19 protein-coding genes and 1 pseudogene are annotated in these 17,225 nt (G+C 70.8%); 15 read left to right on the forward strand and 5 right to left on the reverse strand.

Going from position 1 to position 17,225, the window contains the following annotated elements; translation table 11 throughout:
* Positions 1 to 82 precede the first annotated feature (82 nt).
* The 7 genes from BLT23_RS41100 (at position 83) to BLT23_RS33260 (ending at position 6,179) form a co-directional block, all read left to right on the forward strand.
* Positions 83 to 655, forward strand: coding sequence for a vWA domain-containing protein (locus BLT23_RS41100; RefSeq protein ID WP_090057102.1), 573 nt, complete (start codon positions 83 to 85; stop codon positions 653 to 655).
* A 109-nt stretch (positions 656 to 764) separates the two neighbouring features.
* Positions 765 to 1,694: a hypothetical protein gene (locus tag BLT23_RS33235; RefSeq protein ID WP_090057106.1), complete on the forward strand. Its 930-nt coding sequence runs from the start codon at positions 765 to 767 to the stop codon at positions 1,692 to 1,694.
* A gap of 67 nt (positions 1,695 to 1,761) precedes the next feature.
* Positions 1,762 to 2,250, forward strand: a complete 489-nt coding sequence (locus BLT23_RS33240; RefSeq protein ID WP_143036123.1) for an HAD domain-containing protein — start codon at positions 1,762 to 1,764, stop codon at positions 2,248 to 2,250.
* 89 nt (positions 2,251 to 2,339) lie between these two features.
* Positions 2,340 to 3,461, forward strand: a complete 1,122-nt coding sequence (locus BLT23_RS33245) for an ABC transporter substrate-binding protein (protein ID WP_090057113.1) — start codon at positions 2,340 to 2,342, stop codon at positions 3,459 to 3,461.
* Positions 3,458 to 4,375, forward strand: coding sequence for an ABC transporter permease (locus tag BLT23_RS33250; protein WP_245744463.1), 918 nt, complete (start codon positions 3,458 to 3,460; stop codon positions 4,373 to 4,375). The genes BLT23_RS33245 and BLT23_RS33250 overlap by 4 nt, the downstream gene beginning before the upstream one ends.
* Complete coding sequence (locus BLT23_RS33255; RefSeq protein WP_245744465.1) at positions 4,363 to 5,145, forward strand: ABC transporter permease; 783 nt, start codon at positions 4,363 to 4,365, stop codon at positions 5,143 to 5,145. Before BLT23_RS33250 ends, BLT23_RS33255 begins: the two co-directional genes overlap by 13 nt.
* Positions 5,146 to 5,147: 2 nt before the next feature.
* A complete protein-coding gene (locus BLT23_RS33260) occupies positions 5,148 to 6,179 on the forward strand; it encodes an ABC transporter ATP-binding protein (RefSeq protein ID WP_090057117.1) in 1,032 nt (343 codons plus the stop codon).
* Between the two features lie 42 nt (positions 6,180 to 6,221).
* Here BLT23_RS33260 and BLT23_RS33265 read toward each other — a convergent pair whose 3' ends face one another.
* Positions 6,222 to 7,394 (reverse strand): hypothetical protein, encoded by a 1,173-nt coding sequence (locus tag BLT23_RS33265; RefSeq protein ID WP_090057121.1) that lies wholly within the window; start codon positions 7,392 to 7,394, stop codon positions 6,222 to 6,224.
* 74 nt (positions 7,395 to 7,468) lie between these two features.
* On the opposite strand from BLT23_RS33265, the gene BLT23_RS33270 reads away from it, so the two are divergent.
* Positions 7,469 to 7,864 (forward strand): VOC family protein, encoded by a 396-nt coding sequence (locus tag BLT23_RS33270; protein ID WP_090057584.1) that lies wholly within the window; start codon positions 7,469 to 7,471, stop codon positions 7,862 to 7,864.
* Complete coding sequence (locus tag BLT23_RS33275) at positions 7,865 to 9,025, forward strand: MFS transporter (protein WP_090057125.1); 1,161 nt, start codon at positions 7,865 to 7,867, stop codon at positions 9,023 to 9,025. It abuts the gene before it with no gap.
* A gap of 16 nt (positions 9,026 to 9,041) precedes the next feature.
* On the opposite strand, the gene BLT23_RS33280 is transcribed toward BLT23_RS33275, so the two are convergent.
* Positions 9,042 to 10,523, reverse strand: a complete 1,482-nt coding sequence (locus tag BLT23_RS33280; RefSeq protein ID WP_090057128.1) for an LVIVD repeat-containing protein — start codon at positions 10,521 to 10,523, stop codon at positions 9,042 to 9,044.
* 129 nt (positions 10,524 to 10,652) lie between these two features.
* Here BLT23_RS33280 and BLT23_RS33285 point away from each other — a divergent pair, with 129 nt between their 5' ends.
* Positions 10,653 to 11,255, forward strand: coding sequence for a DUF305 domain-containing protein (locus BLT23_RS33285; RefSeq protein WP_090057132.1), 603 nt, complete (start codon positions 10,653 to 10,655; stop codon positions 11,253 to 11,255).
* Between the two features lie 34 nt (positions 11,256 to 11,289).
* Here BLT23_RS33285 and BLT23_RS33290 read toward each other — a convergent pair whose 3' ends face one another.
* Positions 11,290 to 11,616: an antibiotic biosynthesis monooxygenase family protein gene (locus tag BLT23_RS33290; RefSeq protein WP_090057136.1), complete on the reverse strand. Its 327-nt coding sequence runs from the start codon at positions 11,614 to 11,616 to the stop codon at positions 11,290 to 11,292.
* 81 nt (positions 11,617 to 11,697) lie between these two features.
* Here BLT23_RS33290 and BLT23_RS33295 point away from each other — a divergent pair, with 81 nt between their 5' ends.
* From BLT23_RS33295 to BLT23_RS33315, 5 genes are all read left to right on the forward strand, one after another.
* Positions 11,698 to 12,288 carry a TetR/AcrR family transcriptional regulator gene (locus tag BLT23_RS33295; protein ID WP_090057139.1) on the forward strand — a complete coding sequence of 197 codons (591 nt, stop codon included), beginning with the start codon at positions 11,698 to 11,700 and terminating at the stop codon, positions 12,286 to 12,288.
* An 89-nt stretch (positions 12,289 to 12,377) separates the two neighbouring features.
* Positions 12,378 to 13,256 (forward strand): ABC transporter ATP-binding protein, encoded by an 879-nt coding sequence (locus BLT23_RS33300; protein WP_090057143.1) that lies wholly within the window; start codon positions 12,378 to 12,380, stop codon positions 13,254 to 13,256.
* Positions 13,256 to 13,981 (forward strand): ABC transporter permease, encoded by a 726-nt coding sequence (locus BLT23_RS33305; protein ID WP_090057146.1) that lies wholly within the window; start codon positions 13,256 to 13,258, stop codon positions 13,979 to 13,981. Before BLT23_RS33300 ends, BLT23_RS33305 begins: the two co-directional genes overlap by 1 nt.
* 9 nt (positions 13,982 to 13,990) lie before the next feature.
* Positions 13,991 to 15,142, forward strand: a complete 1,152-nt coding sequence (locus BLT23_RS33310) for a sensor histidine kinase (protein ID WP_090057586.1) — start codon at positions 13,991 to 13,993, stop codon at positions 15,140 to 15,142.
* Complete coding sequence (locus tag BLT23_RS33315) at positions 15,139 to 15,762, forward strand: response regulator (RefSeq protein ID WP_090057149.1); 624 nt, start codon at positions 15,139 to 15,141, stop codon at positions 15,760 to 15,762. The genes BLT23_RS33310 and BLT23_RS33315 overlap by 4 nt, the downstream gene beginning before the upstream one ends.
* Positions 15,763 to 15,922: 160 nt before the next feature.
* On the opposite strand, the gene BLT23_RS42345 is transcribed toward BLT23_RS33315, so the two are convergent.
* A complete protein-coding gene (locus BLT23_RS42345; protein WP_425434440.1) occupies positions 15,923 to 16,309 on the reverse strand; it encodes an allophanate hydrolase-related protein in 387 nt (128 codons plus the stop codon).
* 13 nt (positions 16,310 to 16,322) lie between these two features.
* Positions 16,323 to 17,219 (reverse strand): annotated as a pseudogene (locus tag BLT23_RS33325) (XdhC family protein); the annotation flags it as partial.
* Positions 17,220 to 17,225 lie beyond the last annotated feature (6 nt).

A 17,225-nucleotide genomic window follows, 5' to 3' on the forward strand; every position in this document is an offset into this window, starting at 1 on the left:
GTATCCGCTTTTTGTCCACCTTTGATCAACACGATCAGGTCACGGTGCTCCGGAGTCACGCTTCGTGCCGAGGAGAAGACAGATGGTGCCCGATGTGCTGCCCTGCTACGTGGTGTGCGACGTGTCGTTCTCGATGACCGGCCACCTCGACGAGGTCAACGCCGGTCTGCGCGAGTTCCGGGGGGTGGTGCACGCGGAACGGCGGTCCGCGGCACAGGTCCGGCTCTGCGTCGTCGCCTTCGCCGACCGGCCGGCGGTCGTGCACCCGCTCGCGCCCGCGCTCGACGAGGCGGCGCCCGTCGTGGCACGTCAGGAGTCCGGCTCGCACTTCGGTGCGGTGTTCACCTTCCTGCGCGGTGTCGTCGAACGTGACGTCGAGAGCCTCAGGGCGGAGCGCACGGGGGTTCGCAGGCCCGTCCTGTTCTTCGTCTCCGACGGCAGGGCGACGGATTCCGGGTGGCCCGTCGCGCTGGCGCGGCTCACGGCGACGGCGTCGTGCCCGGAGATGATCGCGTTCGGCCTGGGCGTCGTCGACCAGCGGACGTTGGACCGCATCGGCACGTCCCGGGTCTTCCTCGGCCGTGACGGCGTGCGGCTGGGCACCGCGCTCGCGTCGTCGGTGGCGCGAACGGCCCTCCGGCGTGAGTGCGTGTGACCGATCCACGGCGTGTCCACTTCTGGTCCACACGGCCGACGCACCCTGCCTCCGCCGCACCGGAGTGGGCAAGGGGCCGCCCGGGAGCGGCAAGGGGAGGAGAGCGGACATGACGACGAAGCTGGTCCACGAGCTGAAGACGTTGCGCAAGGGGCGGGGTGTGCACGCGGGGCGGATCGTGGAGAGGGTGGGGCCCGCGCTGGCGGCCGCGTGCGGGATCACCGGGTCCGACGGGCCGGTGGCGGCGAAGCAGAAGCTCGTCACCCGGCTCACCGAGCTGGTCGAGCAGCTGCCGGAGGACCTGCAGCTGCCGGCGCGGGCGGCGTTCGGCCTCACCTCCGAGGCCAGGCACCCGCTCTACCAGGAACGCGTCGCCTGGGTGGCGGCCGTGATCGACCGCGACGCCCGCACCGTGCGCCGCCGCGTCGACGAGGCGGTCGACCAGCTGGCCGAGCTGGCCGCGACCACCACCCGGCGCGACACCGGCGGCTGGCACCCCGCCGAGCTGTCCGTGGCGGTGACGCTCGACCGCGGGCAGCCGGAGGTGCTGGAGCGCTACCAGGTCGTCGCCGACCAGGACGGGGTGGGCTCGCTGGAGTTCGCGCCGGTCTTCCCGGTGCGCCGCCGCGACGTGGAGGTGCACCTGCTCTACGGCGGCACGCTGCGGGACCGCAGCGGCCTCGAACGCCCCGGCTTCACCCTCGTCCTCGCCACACCGCTGGCACGCGGCGAGACCCACGACTTCGCGCTGCGCTACCGGATCTCCCACCGCGACGCGATGCACCCGTGCGTGCTGCACGTGCCGGACCGGCCGTGCGACCTGTTCGACCTGCGCGTGCGGTTCGAGCACGACGGCAAGCGGATCGTGCGCACGTTCGACGGGGTGCTGCCCCGGTCAGACGCGGAGCCGGGCGGGTTGCAGCAGGCCGTGGACCGGGCCGGGGACGTCCACCTGCGGTTCCGGCGGTTGCTGCCGGGGCTCGTGTACGGGGCCCGGTGGGGCGAGTCGGCGGTGTGCTCCGCGCGGCGCGCTTCGTGAGCGTCGTGCGGGGCGGGCTGGCCGGTGGCGGCCAGGTGGTGGCTCCGGCTCGGGCATGCTGGGCGGGGTGAGACCGCTGATCCTGGTCGACGTCGACGGGCCGCTCAACCCGTGGGCGGCGAATCCGAAGCCGCCCCGCTACCGGCCGTTCGACGTCAGGGTCGGGTGGCGGCGGAAGCTGCGCGTCCACCTCGATCCCCGGCACGGCGCCGCGCTGCTGGAGCTGGCGGGTGAGCTCGACGCCGAGCTGGCCTGGGCCACCAGCTGGATGCACCGGGCGAACACCGACATCGCGCCGCGGATCGGGCTGCCCGCGCTGAAGGTCGTCGAGTTCCACGACGAGCACGGGTGGAAGTACCCCGCCGTCGCCCGCTACGGCTACGAACGGCCGCTCGTCTGGTTCGACGACGACTTCGGGCTGCATCCCGCGCGGCGTGACGAGTTCGTCCACAAGCGACGACATCTCACCACGGCCCTGGTGCACGTCGACCCTGCGACCGGGATCACGGAACGACATCTCGGCGATGCACGGAGAGCATTCAGTCGCAACCTCTGAGAAGTTCCGAGTTCACGGTTGGAGTCGAGAAGGTCTCAACCGGCGCGGCTGGCTTGACAACGAAAGCCGTCGCCGCGAATCCTCCGCCTGTGCTGAAGCGAACGAACGTCACCACGAAACTGATCGGTGTGGGTGCGTTGGTGCTGGCGGTGGCGGCCTGTGGCGCCCCGCCCGCCAAGGAGACGCAGGCCGGCGCCGCCGCGACCGCCACCTCGGCGGCCGACCTCGGCGGTATGGACAAGCTGGTCGAGGCCGCCAAGCAGGAGGGCAAGCTCAACGTCATCGCGCTGCCGCCGGACTGGGCCAACTACGGCGAGATCATCAAGGCGTTCGAGGCGAAGTACGGCATCAAGGTCGACTCCGCGCAGCCGGACGCGTCCAGCCAGGAGGAGATCAACGCCGCCAAGCAGCTCAAGGGCAACGACCGCGCGCCCGACGTGTTCGACCTCGGCCTGAACGTCGCACTGGCCAACAAGGACATGTTCGCGCCGTACAAGGTCAGCACCTGGGACGACATCCCGGCTGAGCTCAAGGACGCGGACGGTGCGTACTACGGCGACTACGGCGGCTTCATGTCGATCGGCTACGACGCCGCCAAGGTGCCCGCGCCGACGAGCGTGAAGGACCTGCTCAAGCCGGAGTACAAGGGCAAGGTCGCGCTCAACGGCGACCCGACGCAGGCCGGTGCCGCGTTCGCCGGTGTCGTGATGGCGGCGCTGGGCAACGGCGGTTCCGCCGACGACATCGCGCCCGGTGTCGAGTTCTTCAAGCAGCTCAAGCAGGCGGGCAACTTCCAGCCGGTCGACCCGTCGCCCGCGACGATCGAGTCCGGTCAGACGCCGGTCGTCATCGACTGGGACTACACCAACGCCGCGCAGACCGAGAAGCTCAAGGGCAAGCTCGACTGGCAGGTCGTCGTCCCGGCGGAGGCGCAGATCGGCGGCTACTACAACCAGGCCATCAGCAAGGACGCGCCGCACCCCGCCGCCGCGCGCCTGTGGCAGGAGTTCCTCTACTCCGACGAGGGCCAGAACCTGTACCTGAAGGGCATGTCCCGCCCGGTCCGCCTGGACAAGATGGGGGACAAGGCCGACCAGGCCGCGAAGGACAAGCTGCCCAAGACCGACGGCAAGCAGGTGTTCCAGACGCAGGAGCAGGCTGACAAGGCCAAGGCCGTCCTGACCGCCACCTGGGCCCAGGCCATCGGATGACGAGTGTCGCTCCCGTAGCGACGACGCCCGGCGGTTCCACCAAGACCAAAGGTGGGGCCGCCGGTCGGCCGTCTCCGGCCGCGTGGCTCGTCGCGGTGCCGTTCCTCGCCTTCGCCGGCACCTTCCTCGTCTACCCCACGGTGCTCGTCCTGTTCGGGGCCTTCCAGGACTCCGACGGCGGGTTCACGCTCGGCAACCTCTCCACCCTGTTCACCGGCGTCGTCTTCGACGCGTTCGTGCGCAGCATCCAGCTCTCCGCGCTCACCGCGGCCATCGGCGCGGTCTTCGGTGCGCTGCTCACGTGGGCCATCGCGGTCGGCAACCCCGACGGCATGCTGCGGCGGGTCGTCGTCGCGGGCAGCGGTGTGCTCGCCCAGTTCGGCGGCGTGCCGCTCGCGTTCGCGTTCCTCGCGACGGTCGGCTTCGAGGGTCTCGTCACGAAGTTCCTGCGCGACAACGCCGGCATCGACCTGTTCGCGGGCAGCGCGTGGCTGTTCGAGCTGCCGGGCCTCACGCTCGTCTACACGTTCTTCCAGATCCCGTTGATGGTCATCGTGTTCCTGCCCGCGCTCGACGGGCTGCGGCCGCAGTGGCGCGAGGCCAACGCGAGCCTCGGCGGCACGACCTGGACGTACTGGCGGCACGTCGGCGGGCCGATCCTGCTGCCGCCGTTCCTCGGCGCGCTGCTGTTGTTGTTCGCCAACGCCTTCAGCGCCTACGCCACGGCCGCGGCTCTCGTCTCGCAGGGCAGCCCGATCGTGCCGTTGCAGATCCGCGGTTTCCTCACCGGCGAGGTCGTGCTGGGCCAGGAGAACCTCGGCAAGGCGCTCGGCCTCGGCATGGTCGTCGTGGTGACCATCGCGATGGGCGTGAACGTGCTGCTGCAGAAGAGGGTGGCCAAGTGGGTTCGGTAGTGAAGCAGCGCGTCCTGCGCACGGTCATCCTGCTGGTCCTCGGCGTCTACTTCGTCCTCCCGCTGATCGCGATGGCGGAGTTCTCCACGCGTGGCCGCAACGGCACGCGCAGCCTGGAGTCGTGGACGTCCATCGTCGACGACGAAGGGTTAATGGAGGCCCTCGTCAACTCGTTGCTGCTGTCGATCACGAGCGCCGTGCTGATGCTGGTGCTGCTCGTGCCGACGATGGCGTGGATCCGGCTGCGGCTCCCGCAGTTGCAGCGGATCGTGGAGTTCCTGTGCCTGCTGCCGCTCGCGATCCCCGCGATCGTGCTGGTGGTCGGCATGGCGCCGCTCTACGCGTGGGTCAACTACTTCCTGGGCGACTCGGCGCTGACGCTGACGTTCGCCTACACGATCCTGGTGCTGCCGTTCGCCTACCGCGCGATCGACGCCGGTCTGGCCGCGATCGACCTGAAGACGCTGGCCGAGGCCGCGCGCAGCCTCGGCGCGTCGTGGTTCACGGTGCTGTGGAAGGTCGTCGTGCCGAACATCCGCGTCGCGCTGATCGGCGCCTCGCTGCTGGCGGTGGCGTTGGTGCTCGGCGAGTTCACCATCGCGTCGCTGCTCAACTTCGACACGCTACAAGTGCAGGTCAACCTGCTCGGCAAGCGCAACGCGGGTGTGTCCATCGCGGTGTCGCTGCTGTGCCTGCTCTTCGCGTTCGTCCTCCTGTTCGCGCTTTCCTACGTCGGCCAGCGGCGCCGTCAGACCGTTGCCGAGGAGTGAAAATGGGTTACCTGGAACTCACCGGACTGCGAAAGTCCTTCGGTGGCAACGTCGCGCTCGACGGTCTCGACCTGGAGCTGGCCGAGGGCGAGCTGGTGTCGCTGCTCGGCCCGTCCGGCTGCGGCAAGACGACGGCGCTGCGCATCGTCGCGGGCTTCGAGACCGCCGACTCCGGCACGGTCACGGTGGGCGGCAAGGACATCACGAAGGTCCCCGCCAACAAGCGGGACATGGGCATGGTCTTCCAGGCGTACAGCCTGTTCCCGAACATGACCGCGGCGCAGAACGTGGCGTTCGGCCTGAAGATGCGCAAGGCGGACACGAAGCGGACGTCCGAGCTGCTCGAACTGGTCGGCCTCGCCCACCTCGGTGGTCGCTACCCGCACCAGATGTCCGGTGGTCAGCAGCAACGCGTCGCGCTGGCGCGTGCCCTCGCGATCCAGCCGCGCGTGTTGCTGCTGGACGAGCCGCTGTCCGCTTTGGACGCCAAGGTCCGCGTGAACCTGCGTGACGAGATCCGCCGCATCCAGACGGAGCTCGGCATGACGACGCTGTTCGTCACGCACGACCAGGAGGAGGCGCTCGCCGTCTCCGACCGGGTCGGCGTCATGTCGCACGGCCGGCTGGAGCAGCTCGACACGCCGTCGGTGGTCTACCGGCAGCCCGCGTCGGCGTTCGTGGCGCAGTTCGTCGGCGTCACGAACTCGGTGGAGGCCAAGGCGGAGGGCCAGACCGTCGTGATCAACGGCGTCACCGTGCCCGCCGAGCACGACCAGCCGTCCGGCAGCGACGTCCGCGTGATCGTGCGTCCCGAGGACATCGGCGTCACGGCGCACGAGGGCGAGGCGGACGGCAGGATCGTGGGCGACGTGCTGGCGCAGTCGTTCCTCGGGCCTGTCACGCGGATCTCCGTGCGGGTGGGCGGGCAGACGCTGCGGGTGGACCAGCCGTCCAACGCGGCGTCGGCCTACCAGCCTGGCACGCGGGTCGCGCTCGACCTCAGCGAGTCGCGGATCATGGTGGTGCCCGGCTGAGACCTCGTGGTGGCGGTCGCGGGGCCGCCACCACGCACCGGCTCACGACGTGACGTACTCGCGCATGGTCTCGTAGGTCGACGGCAGCTTGTACTCGAAGAGCAGCATGCCGATGTTGCCGAAGTTCCGCCCCTCCAGCAGCCACGCCTGCGGGGAGGCGGCGAGCGTTCCGGCGAGGCGGCGCTGGCGGTCGTCGAGCTCGGGGTAGCCGACGCGGTCTTGCGGCGGGGACGGGAACGCGAGCTGCAACGCCTCCTGCAGCACGTGCAGGGCGCTGACGCCCGACACGGTGGAGAGGTGGCCGAGCAGCGCGTCGAGCGTCCGGTCGGCGTGCCGGTCACCGGTCAGCCGGAGCGCGGCGCCCGCGTAGGCGGCCAGGTTGCCGTCGAGGAACGGGACCCGCTCGTCCTCGCCCATCTCACCGGAGGCGGCCGCTACGAGCACCTCCACCGCCTCGTCCGGCGTCTCCCGGCACTCGACGGTGGCTAGCGCGATCGCGGCGCCCCAGCGCGCGAGCGGGCGCGGGTCGTCCAGGCCGGTCGCGGGACGGCCGCCGAGCAGGCCCGTCGCGACCGACGCCGTCGCGGCCACCACGCCCTCACCGTCGCCGTCGGCCGGGATGGCGGCCAGCGCCCGCAGGCTCTCCTCAGCGTCCTCCGGGAACCAGGCGAGCGCGTACGCCGCCATGCACCGCACCGCGGGCTCGGACCGCAGCAGCCGGCGGAACAGCGGGACCCCGGCGCGGACGGCGTCGTAGGCCGACACCCAGATGTAGGAGTACAGCCGCCCCATGTCCTCGTCGGACAGGGGCTCGTCGTCGTCGAGATCGCCCCAGCTCTCCGGGTCGAAGCCAGGCGCGGACGCCAGGACCACGTCACCGCCGATCGCCTGCTCCCGCCGTTCGGCGACGGGCATCCCCTCCGGCAGCCACATCTCGTCGAAGCCGGTCACGATCCCGGTGAGCAGCACCAGCAGTTCGGCGCGCACCCGGCACTCCGGCGACTCCAGGACCTCCAGCAGGAACGGCACCGCGTGCGCCGTGGCCTGGTAGATCGTGCCCTGGTGGTAGATGTTGCCGTGCAGTGACCACAACGCGCGTTCGCGCACGCTCGCGTCGGGTGAGAGCAGGTCGCGGATCTGCCCCGGCACGTCGGCGGCGGGTCCGTAGGCGTGGGCCAGCCCGGCCCAGTTCACGTCGTCAAGTCCGTTCAGCACGGGGGCATCTTGACAGGGCCGGACTTTGCGCGGGTTCGCTTCGTTCTGACGCGAGTGGTGCGATGATCGACGCCATGACCGGTGTCCGTGAGCTCCGCCTGGTCGTCACCGCCGACGACTACGAACAGGCCCTGCGTTTCTACCGCGACGTGCTCGGTCTGGAGCAACGGGCGGCGTTCGCGTCCGACGGAGGGCGGGTCACGATCCTGGAGGCGGGCAGGGCGACGCTGGAGATCACCGATCCGCCGCACGCGGAGTTCATCGACGACGTCGAGGTGGGCTCGCGGGTCGCGGGCCACATCCGGGTGGCGTTCGAGGTCGGCGACTCGGCAGCGGTCACGCGGCAGCTGGAGGCGGCGGGGGCCGAGGTCATCGCCGAGCCCACGCGCACGCCGTGGAACTCCCTGAACGCCAGGCTGGCCGCACCGGCCGGGCTGCAACTCACGCTGTTCCAGGAGCTGGGCGAGTAGATGACGATCTCCGCTGCCGGCTACCGCGACCTCGCGAACCGGGACGTGCTCGCGTGCGCCGTCGTGACGGTCGCCGCGAAGCTGCCGATGTCCATGACGCCGCTGATGATGGTCTTCCTGACCAGAGGGCTGCCCGGCGGCTACGTGCTCGCCGCGTCGCTGGTGGCGGTCTACGTGCTGGGTGAGATCCTCGGCGCGGCGCTGCTCGGGCTGTTCCTGGACCCGTCGCGGATGCGCGGGCAGCTGTCGGTCGGGCTCGTCGTCGGCGCTGCCGCGTTCACCACGCTGGCGCTGACGACGAACGTCACGGTGCTGGCCATCGCGGCGTTCATCGCGGGCGCCGGGCCGTCGACGACACCGGGCGGGCTGCGCGCGATGCTGCTCGGGCTGGTGCCGGACGCGCTGGTGCCCAAGGCGATGGGCTTCGACGCCATGATCACGCAGGTGGTGTGGGCGGTGGCGCCCGCGCTCGTCACGGTGCTGGCGCTGAGCGTCGACCACCGCGCGCCGGTGGTGGTGTCGGTGTCGCTCATCGTCGTGGCGGCGTGGCTCGTGTTCATCCTGCCGCGCGGGCACGTGACGTCCCGCTCCGGCACGGCGAAGACGAGCGTGGTGACGTCGGCGTGGCCGATCTACCTGGTGAGCGCGGCGGCACTGGCACAGCTCGCGGTCGCGGAGCTCGTGCTGCCCGCGCTGCTGGAGCACCGGGGGATCGGCATCGGCTGGACCGGGCCGCTGCTCACCGGGTTCGCCGCGTGCAGCGCGCTGGGCGCCGTGCTCTACGGGCTGCGGCCGTGGCCGGGCACGTTCCGCACGCAGGGCCTGGTGCTGCTGGTGATCACCGCGACCTGCGTCGGCGCGGTGGCGCTGTTCCCGAACCTGCCGGGCATCACGGGCGCGCTGCTCGCGGCCGGGTTGTTCCAGTCCGGTGTGCTGGTGACGCGGAGCCTGGCGTTGCGCGAACGGCTTCCCGTCGGCGCGCACGCCCCCGGCTTCTCGCTGATGTACGCGGTCACCGGCGCGGGCTACGGGCTCACCGCCGTCGTGATCGCGTGGGCGCTCGACGCGGGCTCACCGGTCTGGGCGGTCTTCGGCGGCGTCGCCGTCACCCTGGTCCTGACAGCCGTCAGCGCGGCCGCCGAACGCCGGCAGCCGCGCTGATCGGGGTGGGGAGCTCCTACCCGCGGTAGAAGTTGCCCTGGGTCTGGACGTTCAGCTCGTTCGTGCGGAACAGCTTCGCGACGAACGTGCGCGGGTCGCGCATGTCGAGGACGTCGAAGCCGCGGCCCATCTCCGAGGAGTAGATGTAGCCGTTGTACCAGTAGGTGGACCAGGTACCGCCGCCACCGCCGTTCGGCATCGGGCCGCGCTCGAAGAAGCCGATCTCACGCGGCTTGCTCGAGTTGGTGAAGTCCCACACCGACACGCCGCCCTGGTACCAGGACTGGACCATGATGTCCTTGCCGGGAACCGGGATCAGCGAGCCGTTGTGCGCGACGCAGTTCTCCGTGTCGGCCTGCATGCGCGGGATCTTGTAGTAGGACTTGAAGACCAGCTTGCGGTTCTTGCCCTTGCCGACGATGTCGTAGATGCCGTTGGCACCGCGCTTCTGGCCGATCTTCTCGTTGCACGTCGCGGCGCCGCCGCCACCGAGCTCGTCGGTGAAGACGACCTTGGTGCCGCTGTTGTTGAAGGTCGCGGAGTGCCAGAACGCGAAGTTCTCGTCGTCCTGGACGCGGTTGATCTCGACCAGCTTCTCGCGGTCGGTGATGTCCCACAGGACGCCGTCACCCATGCACGCGCCGGCCGCGAGGTCGAGCTGCGGGTAGACGGTGATGTCGTGGCAGCCGCTGGTGGCCGTGGTGTAGCCGGTGTCGATGGTGCCGGGACGGCCCACGTTGCCGCCGTCGGGGAAGACGACCTCGGCCTTGATCAGCGAGGCGGACGCCGGGGTGCGCACCGGCACCTTCACGATGGAGATCTTGTCGTGCGGCGGCTGGCAGTCCGGGTACGCGGCGTTCGGCGAGTAGGACGAGATGTAGAGGTAGACGCTCTTCTTGTCCTTGGCCGGCACCATCGTGTGGGTGTGCGAGCCGCAGTCGGTCTCGACGGCCGCCACGTAGCGCGGCGAGGTCTTGTCGCTGATGTCGAAGACCTTGATGCCCTCCCACGACGACTTCTCCGTCGCCGGCTGGGAGACGCTGCTGCACGAGTTGTCGCTGCGCGACGAGTCGGTCGACAGGAACAGCAGGTTCCCGTACACCGAGATGTCGTTCTGCGAGCCGGGGCAGAGCACCTGGCTCTTGATCTTCGGCTTCTTCGGGTTCTTGATGTCGTAGATGACGAAGCCGTCGTAGTTGCCGACGAACGCGTAGTTGTCCTGGAACGCGATGTCGGTCTGCGTCGAGTTGAGCGGAGCCTGCTTGTCCAGGTGGGCCAGCAGCACCATGTTGCGGCTGCGGGAGATCTCGTCGACCCCCGGGATGCCGTTGACCGCCTCGGCCTGGGACTCCAGCTGAGCTTCGGTCAGGCCCTTGCCGTCCGGCGGGACCTCGGGATCGGCGTACGCGGGCGCGGTCACCGTCGACAGCGTCAGCGCGAGCGCCCCCAGAACCGCCAGCGGCGCTCTGCGCCGCCGGGTCGTTGCGCGTGAACTCACTGCTCTAACCCCCTCGCTACGGGTTGGGTGAGGGGGAGTATGACCCTTTCGCCTTGCTAAGGGCCAGCGCCTTTCGGAGGGTTCTCCTCCACCGGACGGGGGCACCGCGCGATCTGTATTGTCCGTCGCATGCGCTCTGGGGTTGTGGTGGTCGCGGCGGCAATCGCCCTGCTGGCGGGCTGTACGTCCGAGCAGGAGCAGGTGCCGGTCATCGCGCCGGACACGCCGGGCGGCTCGGCGTCGACCATCGCCGCCTCCGACGCGACGGGGCACGTCCCGCCGCCGCCCAACGCCGCCGACCGCGACTACGTGTCGATGATGATCGCGCACCACGAGCAGGCGCTGGCGATGACGAGGTTCGCCCCCGACCGCGCGGAGAACCAGACGGTCAAGGGGCTCGCCGAACGCATCCGGTTCAGCCAGGAACCCGAGATCGGCGCCATGAAGCAGTGGCAGCGCACCCACGGCATCGTGGGCTCGCACGGTGACCACGGCTCGATGCCGGGCATGGCGACCCAGGAACAGCTGACCGCGCTGGGAGCGGCGCGCGGCAAGGAGTTCGACCGGATGTTCCTGGAGCTGATGATCAAGCACCACGAGGGTGCGATCAAGATGGCGACGGACGTGCGCGCGTCGGGCACCAACGTCACCGTCGAGGAGATGGCCGACGACGTGGTGGCCACCCAGTCCGACGAGATCAACCGGATGAGGAAGCTGCTGACGGAGCTGTGAGGGGCGGACCGGTCCGCCCCCCGCAGGAGCGCCGTTACGCCGTGCGCTGGCGCGGCAGGACCAGGTCCTCCGCGTGCTCGAACGTCTCGACGGCGTTGCCGGTGACGTGCCGGGCGATGCCGCGGTTGCGCTGGTGCGCCTCGCGGAACGAGTCGGAGGCGACCCAGGCGCGGAAGTCCTCTTCGGACTCGAACTCGTTGATCGACACGTACGGCTGGTCCTCGCGGGTCGGCTTGAGCAGCGTGCTGCGCAGCAGGCCGGGGACGCCCGGCAGGTAGGTCCGCATGTTGTCGCGGAAGTGGGCCTCGAACTCCTCCGCCCTCTCGGCGGGCACGAACAGCCGGTTCGTCGCGATGAACATGCGCGGTCCTCCTCGTTCCTACGCTGTGTCGGGAACTATTCCAACACCCCGTCGGGAAATCAAGGGAGCTACGATCGGGCCGTGCCGAGGATCAGCGCAGACACCGTGGCGGAGCACCGCGCCAACCGGTTGCGCGCCCTGCTGGACGCCGGGCGGGAGATCGTGGCGACCGGGGGCGCCGAGGCGCTGACGCTCGCGTCGCTCGCCCGCCGCGTCGGGCTGTCGCGGCCGAGCCTCTACGAGTACTTCCGCTCGCGGGAGGAGCTGGTCGCCGCGATCGTCTCCGACGCGCTGCCGGAGTGGGCGGACAAGCTGGAGGACGCGGTCGACAGCGCCACGTCCGTGCCGGAGAAGATCGAGGCGTACCTGCGGACCGAGCTCGCGATCATCACCGACGGCAGCCACGGCGCCGTGGTCGCGCTGGCCGCGCACGCGCTGCCGGACTCGGCGCGCGAGCAGATCAGGGCCGAGCACGAACGGCTGCTGGCGCCGCTGGTCGGCGTGTTCGAGACGGCGGGGGTGGAACGGGCGGCGTTGCGGGCGATGCTGGTGCACGCGATGGTCGAGGCCGCGTCCCGGATGATCACGCCGGGCCGCGCCGAGCACAACGAGGCCGTCATCCGCACGCTGCTCGACCAGGTCGTGCACGGCCTGGACCAGCGGATCGGCTGACCGTCCACACCTGGCATCAACCGATCGGTTGATCGCGGTCCCGCTCGTCGATCGATGATCTTCCCGCGCCGTTCTCCGAGGCTGGAGGCATGGCAATCATCGAAGTGCGCGACGTGGGGAAGCGGTACGGGCCACGGGTCGCCGTGGACTCCGTGTCGTTCGACGTCGCCGAGGGGGAGATCTTCGGCGTCCTCGGCCCGAACGGGGCGGGCAAGACGACGACGGTCGAGTGCGTGGCGGGGCTGCGCACACCGGACCGGGGCGAGGTGTCTGTGCTCGGCCGCAGGCCCGCCGACGTGCGGGCGGCGATCGGGGTGCAGCTCCAGGCGTCCGAGCTGCCCGAACGCATCCGGGTCAGCGAGGCGCTGGAGCTGTTCTCGTCGTTCTACCCCAATCCCGTCGACTGGTCGGAGCGGCTCGGGCTGACCTCGCACCTGCGGTCCGAGTTCGGGCGGCTCTCCGGCGGCCTGAAGCAGCGGCTGTCGATCGCGCTCGCGCTGATCGGCTCGCCCAAGGTCGCGATCCTCGACGAGCTGACGACCGGGCTCGACCCGCAGGCCCGCCGCGACACCTGGTCGGTGATCGAGGACGTGCGCGCGGCCGGCGTGACGATCCTGCTGGTCACCCACTTCATGGAGGAGGCGGAACGGCTCTGCGACCGGGTCGCGGTGTTCCGCGAGGGCCGCGTCGTCGCGCTCGACACGCCTTCCGCGCTGGTGTCGAAGGTCGGCGGCGCGACCAGGGTGCGGTTCGTGCCGTCCGCCGCCCTCGACGTCCCGGCGCTGGAGCGGCTGCCCGAGGTCTCCTCGGTGACCTCCGAGGGCGACCAGGTGGTGGTCAGCGGGTCGGAGGACCTGCTGCACGCGGTGACGTCGTTCCTGGCCAGGCGCCAGGTCGTGGCGCACCGCCTCCGCGTCGACCAGGTCTCGCTGGACGACGCCTACGTCGAGCTGACCGGGGGGTCCTGATGTTGAAGATCGTGGAGATCGAGGCGCGGCTGTTCCTGCGCGACCGGCTGAACTCGCTGTTCGCCGTGCTGTTCCCGTCGCTGCTGCTGCTCCTGCTGGGGGCGGTTCCGGTGCTGCGGACGCCCGACGACGTGTTCGGCGGCCAGCGGTTCATCGACACGTACGTGTCGGCGCTGATCGTGTTCACGCTGGCGTTCATCGGGTTGCAGCGCGTGCCTACCGTGGTGGCCACCTACCGGGAGAAGGGCGTGCTGCGACGGCTGGCGACGACGCCGATGCACCCGGCGCGGCTGCTGGCCGGGCAGATGATCGTCAATCTCGTCGCGGCGGTCGTGTCGGTGCTGCTGACCGTCTTCGTGGGCTTCGCGGTGTTCGGCATCGACCTGCCGCACCACCCGCTCGGCCTCGCTCTGGCCGTGCTGCTGGGTGGGGCGGGCACGTTCGGCCTGGGCCTCGTGATCGCCGCGCTGGCCCCGAACGCGCGGGCGGCGGGCGGCTGGGCGACGGCGGTGTTCATGCTGCTGATGTTCTTCGGCGGCGTGTACCTGCCGCGGTTCCTGCTGCCGTCGGTGTTCGAGACGATCAGCGTGTTCCTGCCGCCCGGCTCGCTGGCGGTGCAGGAGGCGTGGCTCGGCACGGCGCCGGACTGGCGGCACCTGCTGGTCATGGGGGTGATCAGCCTCGTGGCGGGTACGGTCGCGGCGAAGACCTTCCGCTGGGAGTAGCCCGTGAACATGACCGCCCTGGACAGGTGGGAGCGCAGGCTCCTCGCGGTCACCTACCTGATCCCGTACTTCGTGCTGGTCGTGACGACCGTGCTGTACTCGATCTTCACCGAGCACTCGGCCGCGCAGCGCTGGGTCACCTACGGCGTCGTGGCGGGCTGCCTCGCCTGGATGACGTGGTGGTTCACGCTGCACCCGCAGTGGCGGGACCGGCGTGGGCTGATGGCGGTGTTCGTCGGCGGCATGGTCGTGTTCTACGGCGTCCTGGGCATGCGGGAGCACTGGTTCGGGCCGGTCTCGTACGCGATCTTCGTGTACGCGAGCGAGCTGCTGCGCGGGAGCTGGATGGTCCTCGTGACGACGCTGACGGCGGGCCTCGCGACGCTGTCGCTGTTCGGCGGCTACCCGGCGGAGGCGCCGCTGGCGTTCTGGGGAATCCTGGTGATCTTCACCGTGGCGGCGTGCACCTTCAGCTACTTCGGCTACGTGACGACCGAGCAGTCCAGGCTGCGCAAGGAACTGCTGGAGGAGAACGAGGGCCTGCACGCGCAGCTGCTGGTGCAGGCGCACGAGGCGGGCGTGCAGGACGAACGCCACCGGATGGCCGGGGAGATCCACGACACCCTGGCGCAGGGCCTCGCGGGCATCATCACGCAGCTGTCGGCGGCCACCGAGAAGGACTGGGAGAGCCGCGTCGCGGTCGCCACCGAGCTGGCGCGCGACAACCTGCAGGAGGCCCGCCGCTCGGTGCACGCCCTGCGTCCGCCCGCACTGGACTCGGCGGCGTTGCACGAGGCGCTGGACGAGGTGGCGTCCGACTGGTCGAGGTACAACGGCGTCCCGGTCTCGGTGACGCTGACCGGAGCGGTGCGCGAGATGCACCCCGAGGTGGAGGTCGTCCTCCTGCGCACCGCGCAGGAGGCCCTGTCGAACGTGGCGAAGCACGCCCGTGCGTCCAGGGTCGGCCTCACCCTCTCGTACATGGAGGACGTGGTGACGCTGGACGTGCGTGACGACGGGGTGGGCTTCGACTTCGGGCGGCCGTCCGACGGGTTCGGTCTGCCCGCGATGCGGCATCGCGTGCACCGGCTGTCCGGCGCGTTGTTCGTCGAGTCCGAACCCGGTGCGGGGACGGCGATCTCGGTGCGGGTGCCGGCGTGATCCGGCTGGTGATCGTGGACGACCACCCGGTGGTCCGCGACGGCCTGCGCGGCATGCTGTCCACCGGCGACTTCGAGGTGGTCGGCGAGGCGGCCTCCGGCGACGAGGCGGTCGCCGTCGTCACGGCCACCTCACCGGACGTGGTCCTGATGGACCTGCGGATGCCGGGTTCGGACGGCGTGTCCGCGATCGAGCGGCTGCGCGGCCATCCGTGCCGCGTCCTGGTGCTCACCACCTACGACACCGACCGGGACGTGCTGCCCGCGATCAAGGCGGGCGCCACCGGCTACCTGATGAAGGACACCCCGCGCGACGAGCTGCACCGCGCCATCCGAGCCGCGCACGCGGGGGAGGCCGTGCTGTCGCCCGCGGTGGCGACCAGGCTGCTGGGGCAGGTGCGGGAACCCGCGCTGGAACCGTTGTCCGCGCGGGAGCTCGAAGTGCTGGCGCTGGTCGCGAAGGGGTCGACGAACCGGGCGGTGGCGGCGGCGCTGTTCATCAGCGAGGCGACGGTGAAGACGCACCTGCTGCACGTGTACGCGAAGCTCGGCGTGTCGGACCGGGCGGCGGCGGTCGCGGTGGCCTACGAGCGAGGACTGCTCAAGCTCGGCAACAGGTGAGCGCCTGTCCGCTCAGGACGACCGGCTCTCAGCGGTGGCGCGGCGGTGCCACCCGCTGAAAGCGTCGCGGCGCCGTGGCGCCCGAGACGTGAGGGTCCCCCCGCGGCGGGGCCACTTCGGTTGGCCCCGCCGCCTGCGGCAACTCCCCCTTGCCACTCCCTCACCCCTCGCGGTGAAGGAACGCCCGCCAGTCACCGAGATACGAGATGTCCTCGATGTCACCCGTTCGGAGTAACTCGTCCACCACCGCGTCGCGCAGCACGGTCGCCAGGGCCGCGCTGCCGTCCTCCAGCTCGATGACGCCGATCTCCAGCTCGGCGGGCTCCGCGGGGACGAGGTGGTCGCGCAGGACCTTCAGCGGGAGGTCGTAGAGCTCACCGGTCACCGAGGCCGAGCCCGACTCGTGCATCGCGGGGAACGTCCCCCGCACCGAGAAGTACCGGTACCTGGGGGCACTGCGCGCCCGGCACACCATCGGCGTGCCCTGCAGCTGGGAGTGCAGTGGCCCGCCCCGCATGCCGCCGCCGTTGAGGAAGATCAGTGCCATGGCTCTCCTGGGGTCGGTGGATCGGGGTGGACAGCGCGGACAGGGGCAGGCCGGAGCCGCCGTGCCGCACGGCCACGAGCTCGGCCGCGACCGACACCGCCGTCTCGGCCGGGGTGCGTCCGCCGAGGTCGAGGCCGACCGGGGACCGCAGCCGGGCCAGCGCCTCCTCCGGCACGCCTTCCGCGCGCAGGCGTTCGAGCCGTTCGTGGTGGGTGCGGCGGGAGCCCAGCGCGCCGACGAACGCCAGCGGCCTGGACAGGGCCTCGGCCAGCACCGGGACGTCGAACTTGGCGTCGTGCGTCAGCACCACGACCGCGGTGTCCCGACCGGTCGGGGTGGCCGCGAGGTAGCGGTGCGGCCAGTCGACGACGACCGAGTGCGCCGCCGGGAACCGTTCGGGCGTGGCGAACAGGGGACGGGCGTCGCACACCGTCACGTGGTAGCCGAGGAAGCGGCCGATCTCGGCCACGGCCGCGGCGTGGTCGATGGCACCGAACACCAGCAGGCGCGGCGGTGGCAGCCACGACTCGGTGAACACGCGTCCGCCCGCCTCGAAGCGCACCGAGAGCGGACGTCCGTCCACAGTGGCCTGCAAAGCGGCGCGCAACGACGAGGAATCCCGCTGCACCAGCACGTCCAGCGAGCCGCCGCAGGTGAGACCGGCCGCGAACGCGGTGTCGTCGGAGTAGCCGAACGTCGCCAGCGCGGGTTCGGACGTCTCCAGCACCGTGCGGGCCAGTTCGTAGACCTCCGCCTCCACGCAGCCGCCGGACACGCTGCCGATCACCTGGCCGTCCGGTCCCACGGCCATCGCGGCCCCGACAGGACGGGGCGCGCTGCCGCGCACCGCCACTACCGACGCGACCGCAAACCTGTCCCACGACAGCAGGGTCGGAGCGAGATCGCGCATCGGGGT

Origin of the sequence: Lentzea fradiae (assembly GCF_900100955.1) — a bacterium.
Taxonomy (GTDB): domain Bacteria; phylum Actinomycetota; class Actinomycetes; order Mycobacteriales; family Pseudonocardiaceae; genus Lentzea; species Lentzea fradiae.

Coding starts and splice junctions, on each gene's coding strand:
- BLT23_RS41100 (WP_090057102.1), top strand. CDS start 83: ATGGTGCCCGATGTGCTGCCCTGCTACGTGGTGTGCGACGTGTCGTTC.
- BLT23_RS33235 (WP_090057106.1), top strand. CDS start 765: ATGACGACGAAGCTGGTCCACGAGCTGAAGACGTTGCGCAAGGGGCGG.
- BLT23_RS33250 (WP_245744463.1), top strand. CDS start 3,458: ATGACGAGTGTCGCTCCCGTAGCGACGACGCCCGGCGGTTCCACCAAG.
- BLT23_RS33260 (WP_090057117.1), top strand. CDS start 5,148: ATGGGTTACCTGGAACTCACCGGACTGCGAAAGTCCTTCGGTGGCAAC.
- BLT23_RS33270 (WP_090057584.1), top strand. CDS start 7,469: ATGACCGGTGTCCGTGAGCTCCGCCTGGTCGTCACCGCCGACGACTAC.
- BLT23_RS33275 (WP_090057125.1), top strand. CDS start 7,865: ATGACGATCTCCGCTGCCGGCTACCGCGACCTCGCGAACCGGGACGTG.
- BLT23_RS33285 (WP_090057132.1), top strand. CDS start 10,653: ATGCGCTCTGGGGTTGTGGTGGTCGCGGCGGCAATCGCCCTGCTGGCG.
- BLT23_RS33290 (WP_090057136.1), bottom strand. CDS start 11,616: ATGTTCATCGCGACGAACCGGCTGTTCGTGCCCGCCGAGAGGGCGGAG.
- BLT23_RS33300 (WP_090057143.1), top strand. CDS start 12,378: ATGGCAATCATCGAAGTGCGCGACGTGGGGAAGCGGTACGGGCCACGG.
- BLT23_RS33305 (WP_090057146.1), top strand. CDS start 13,256: ATGTTGAAGATCGTGGAGATCGAGGCGCGGCTGTTCCTGCGCGACCGG.
- BLT23_RS33310 (WP_090057586.1), top strand. CDS start 13,991: ATGACCGCCCTGGACAGGTGGGAGCGCAGGCTCCTCGCGGTCACCTAC.
- BLT23_RS42345 (WP_425434440.1), bottom strand. CDS start 16,309: ATGGCACTGATCTTCCTCAACGGCGGCGGCATGCGGGGCGGGCCACTG.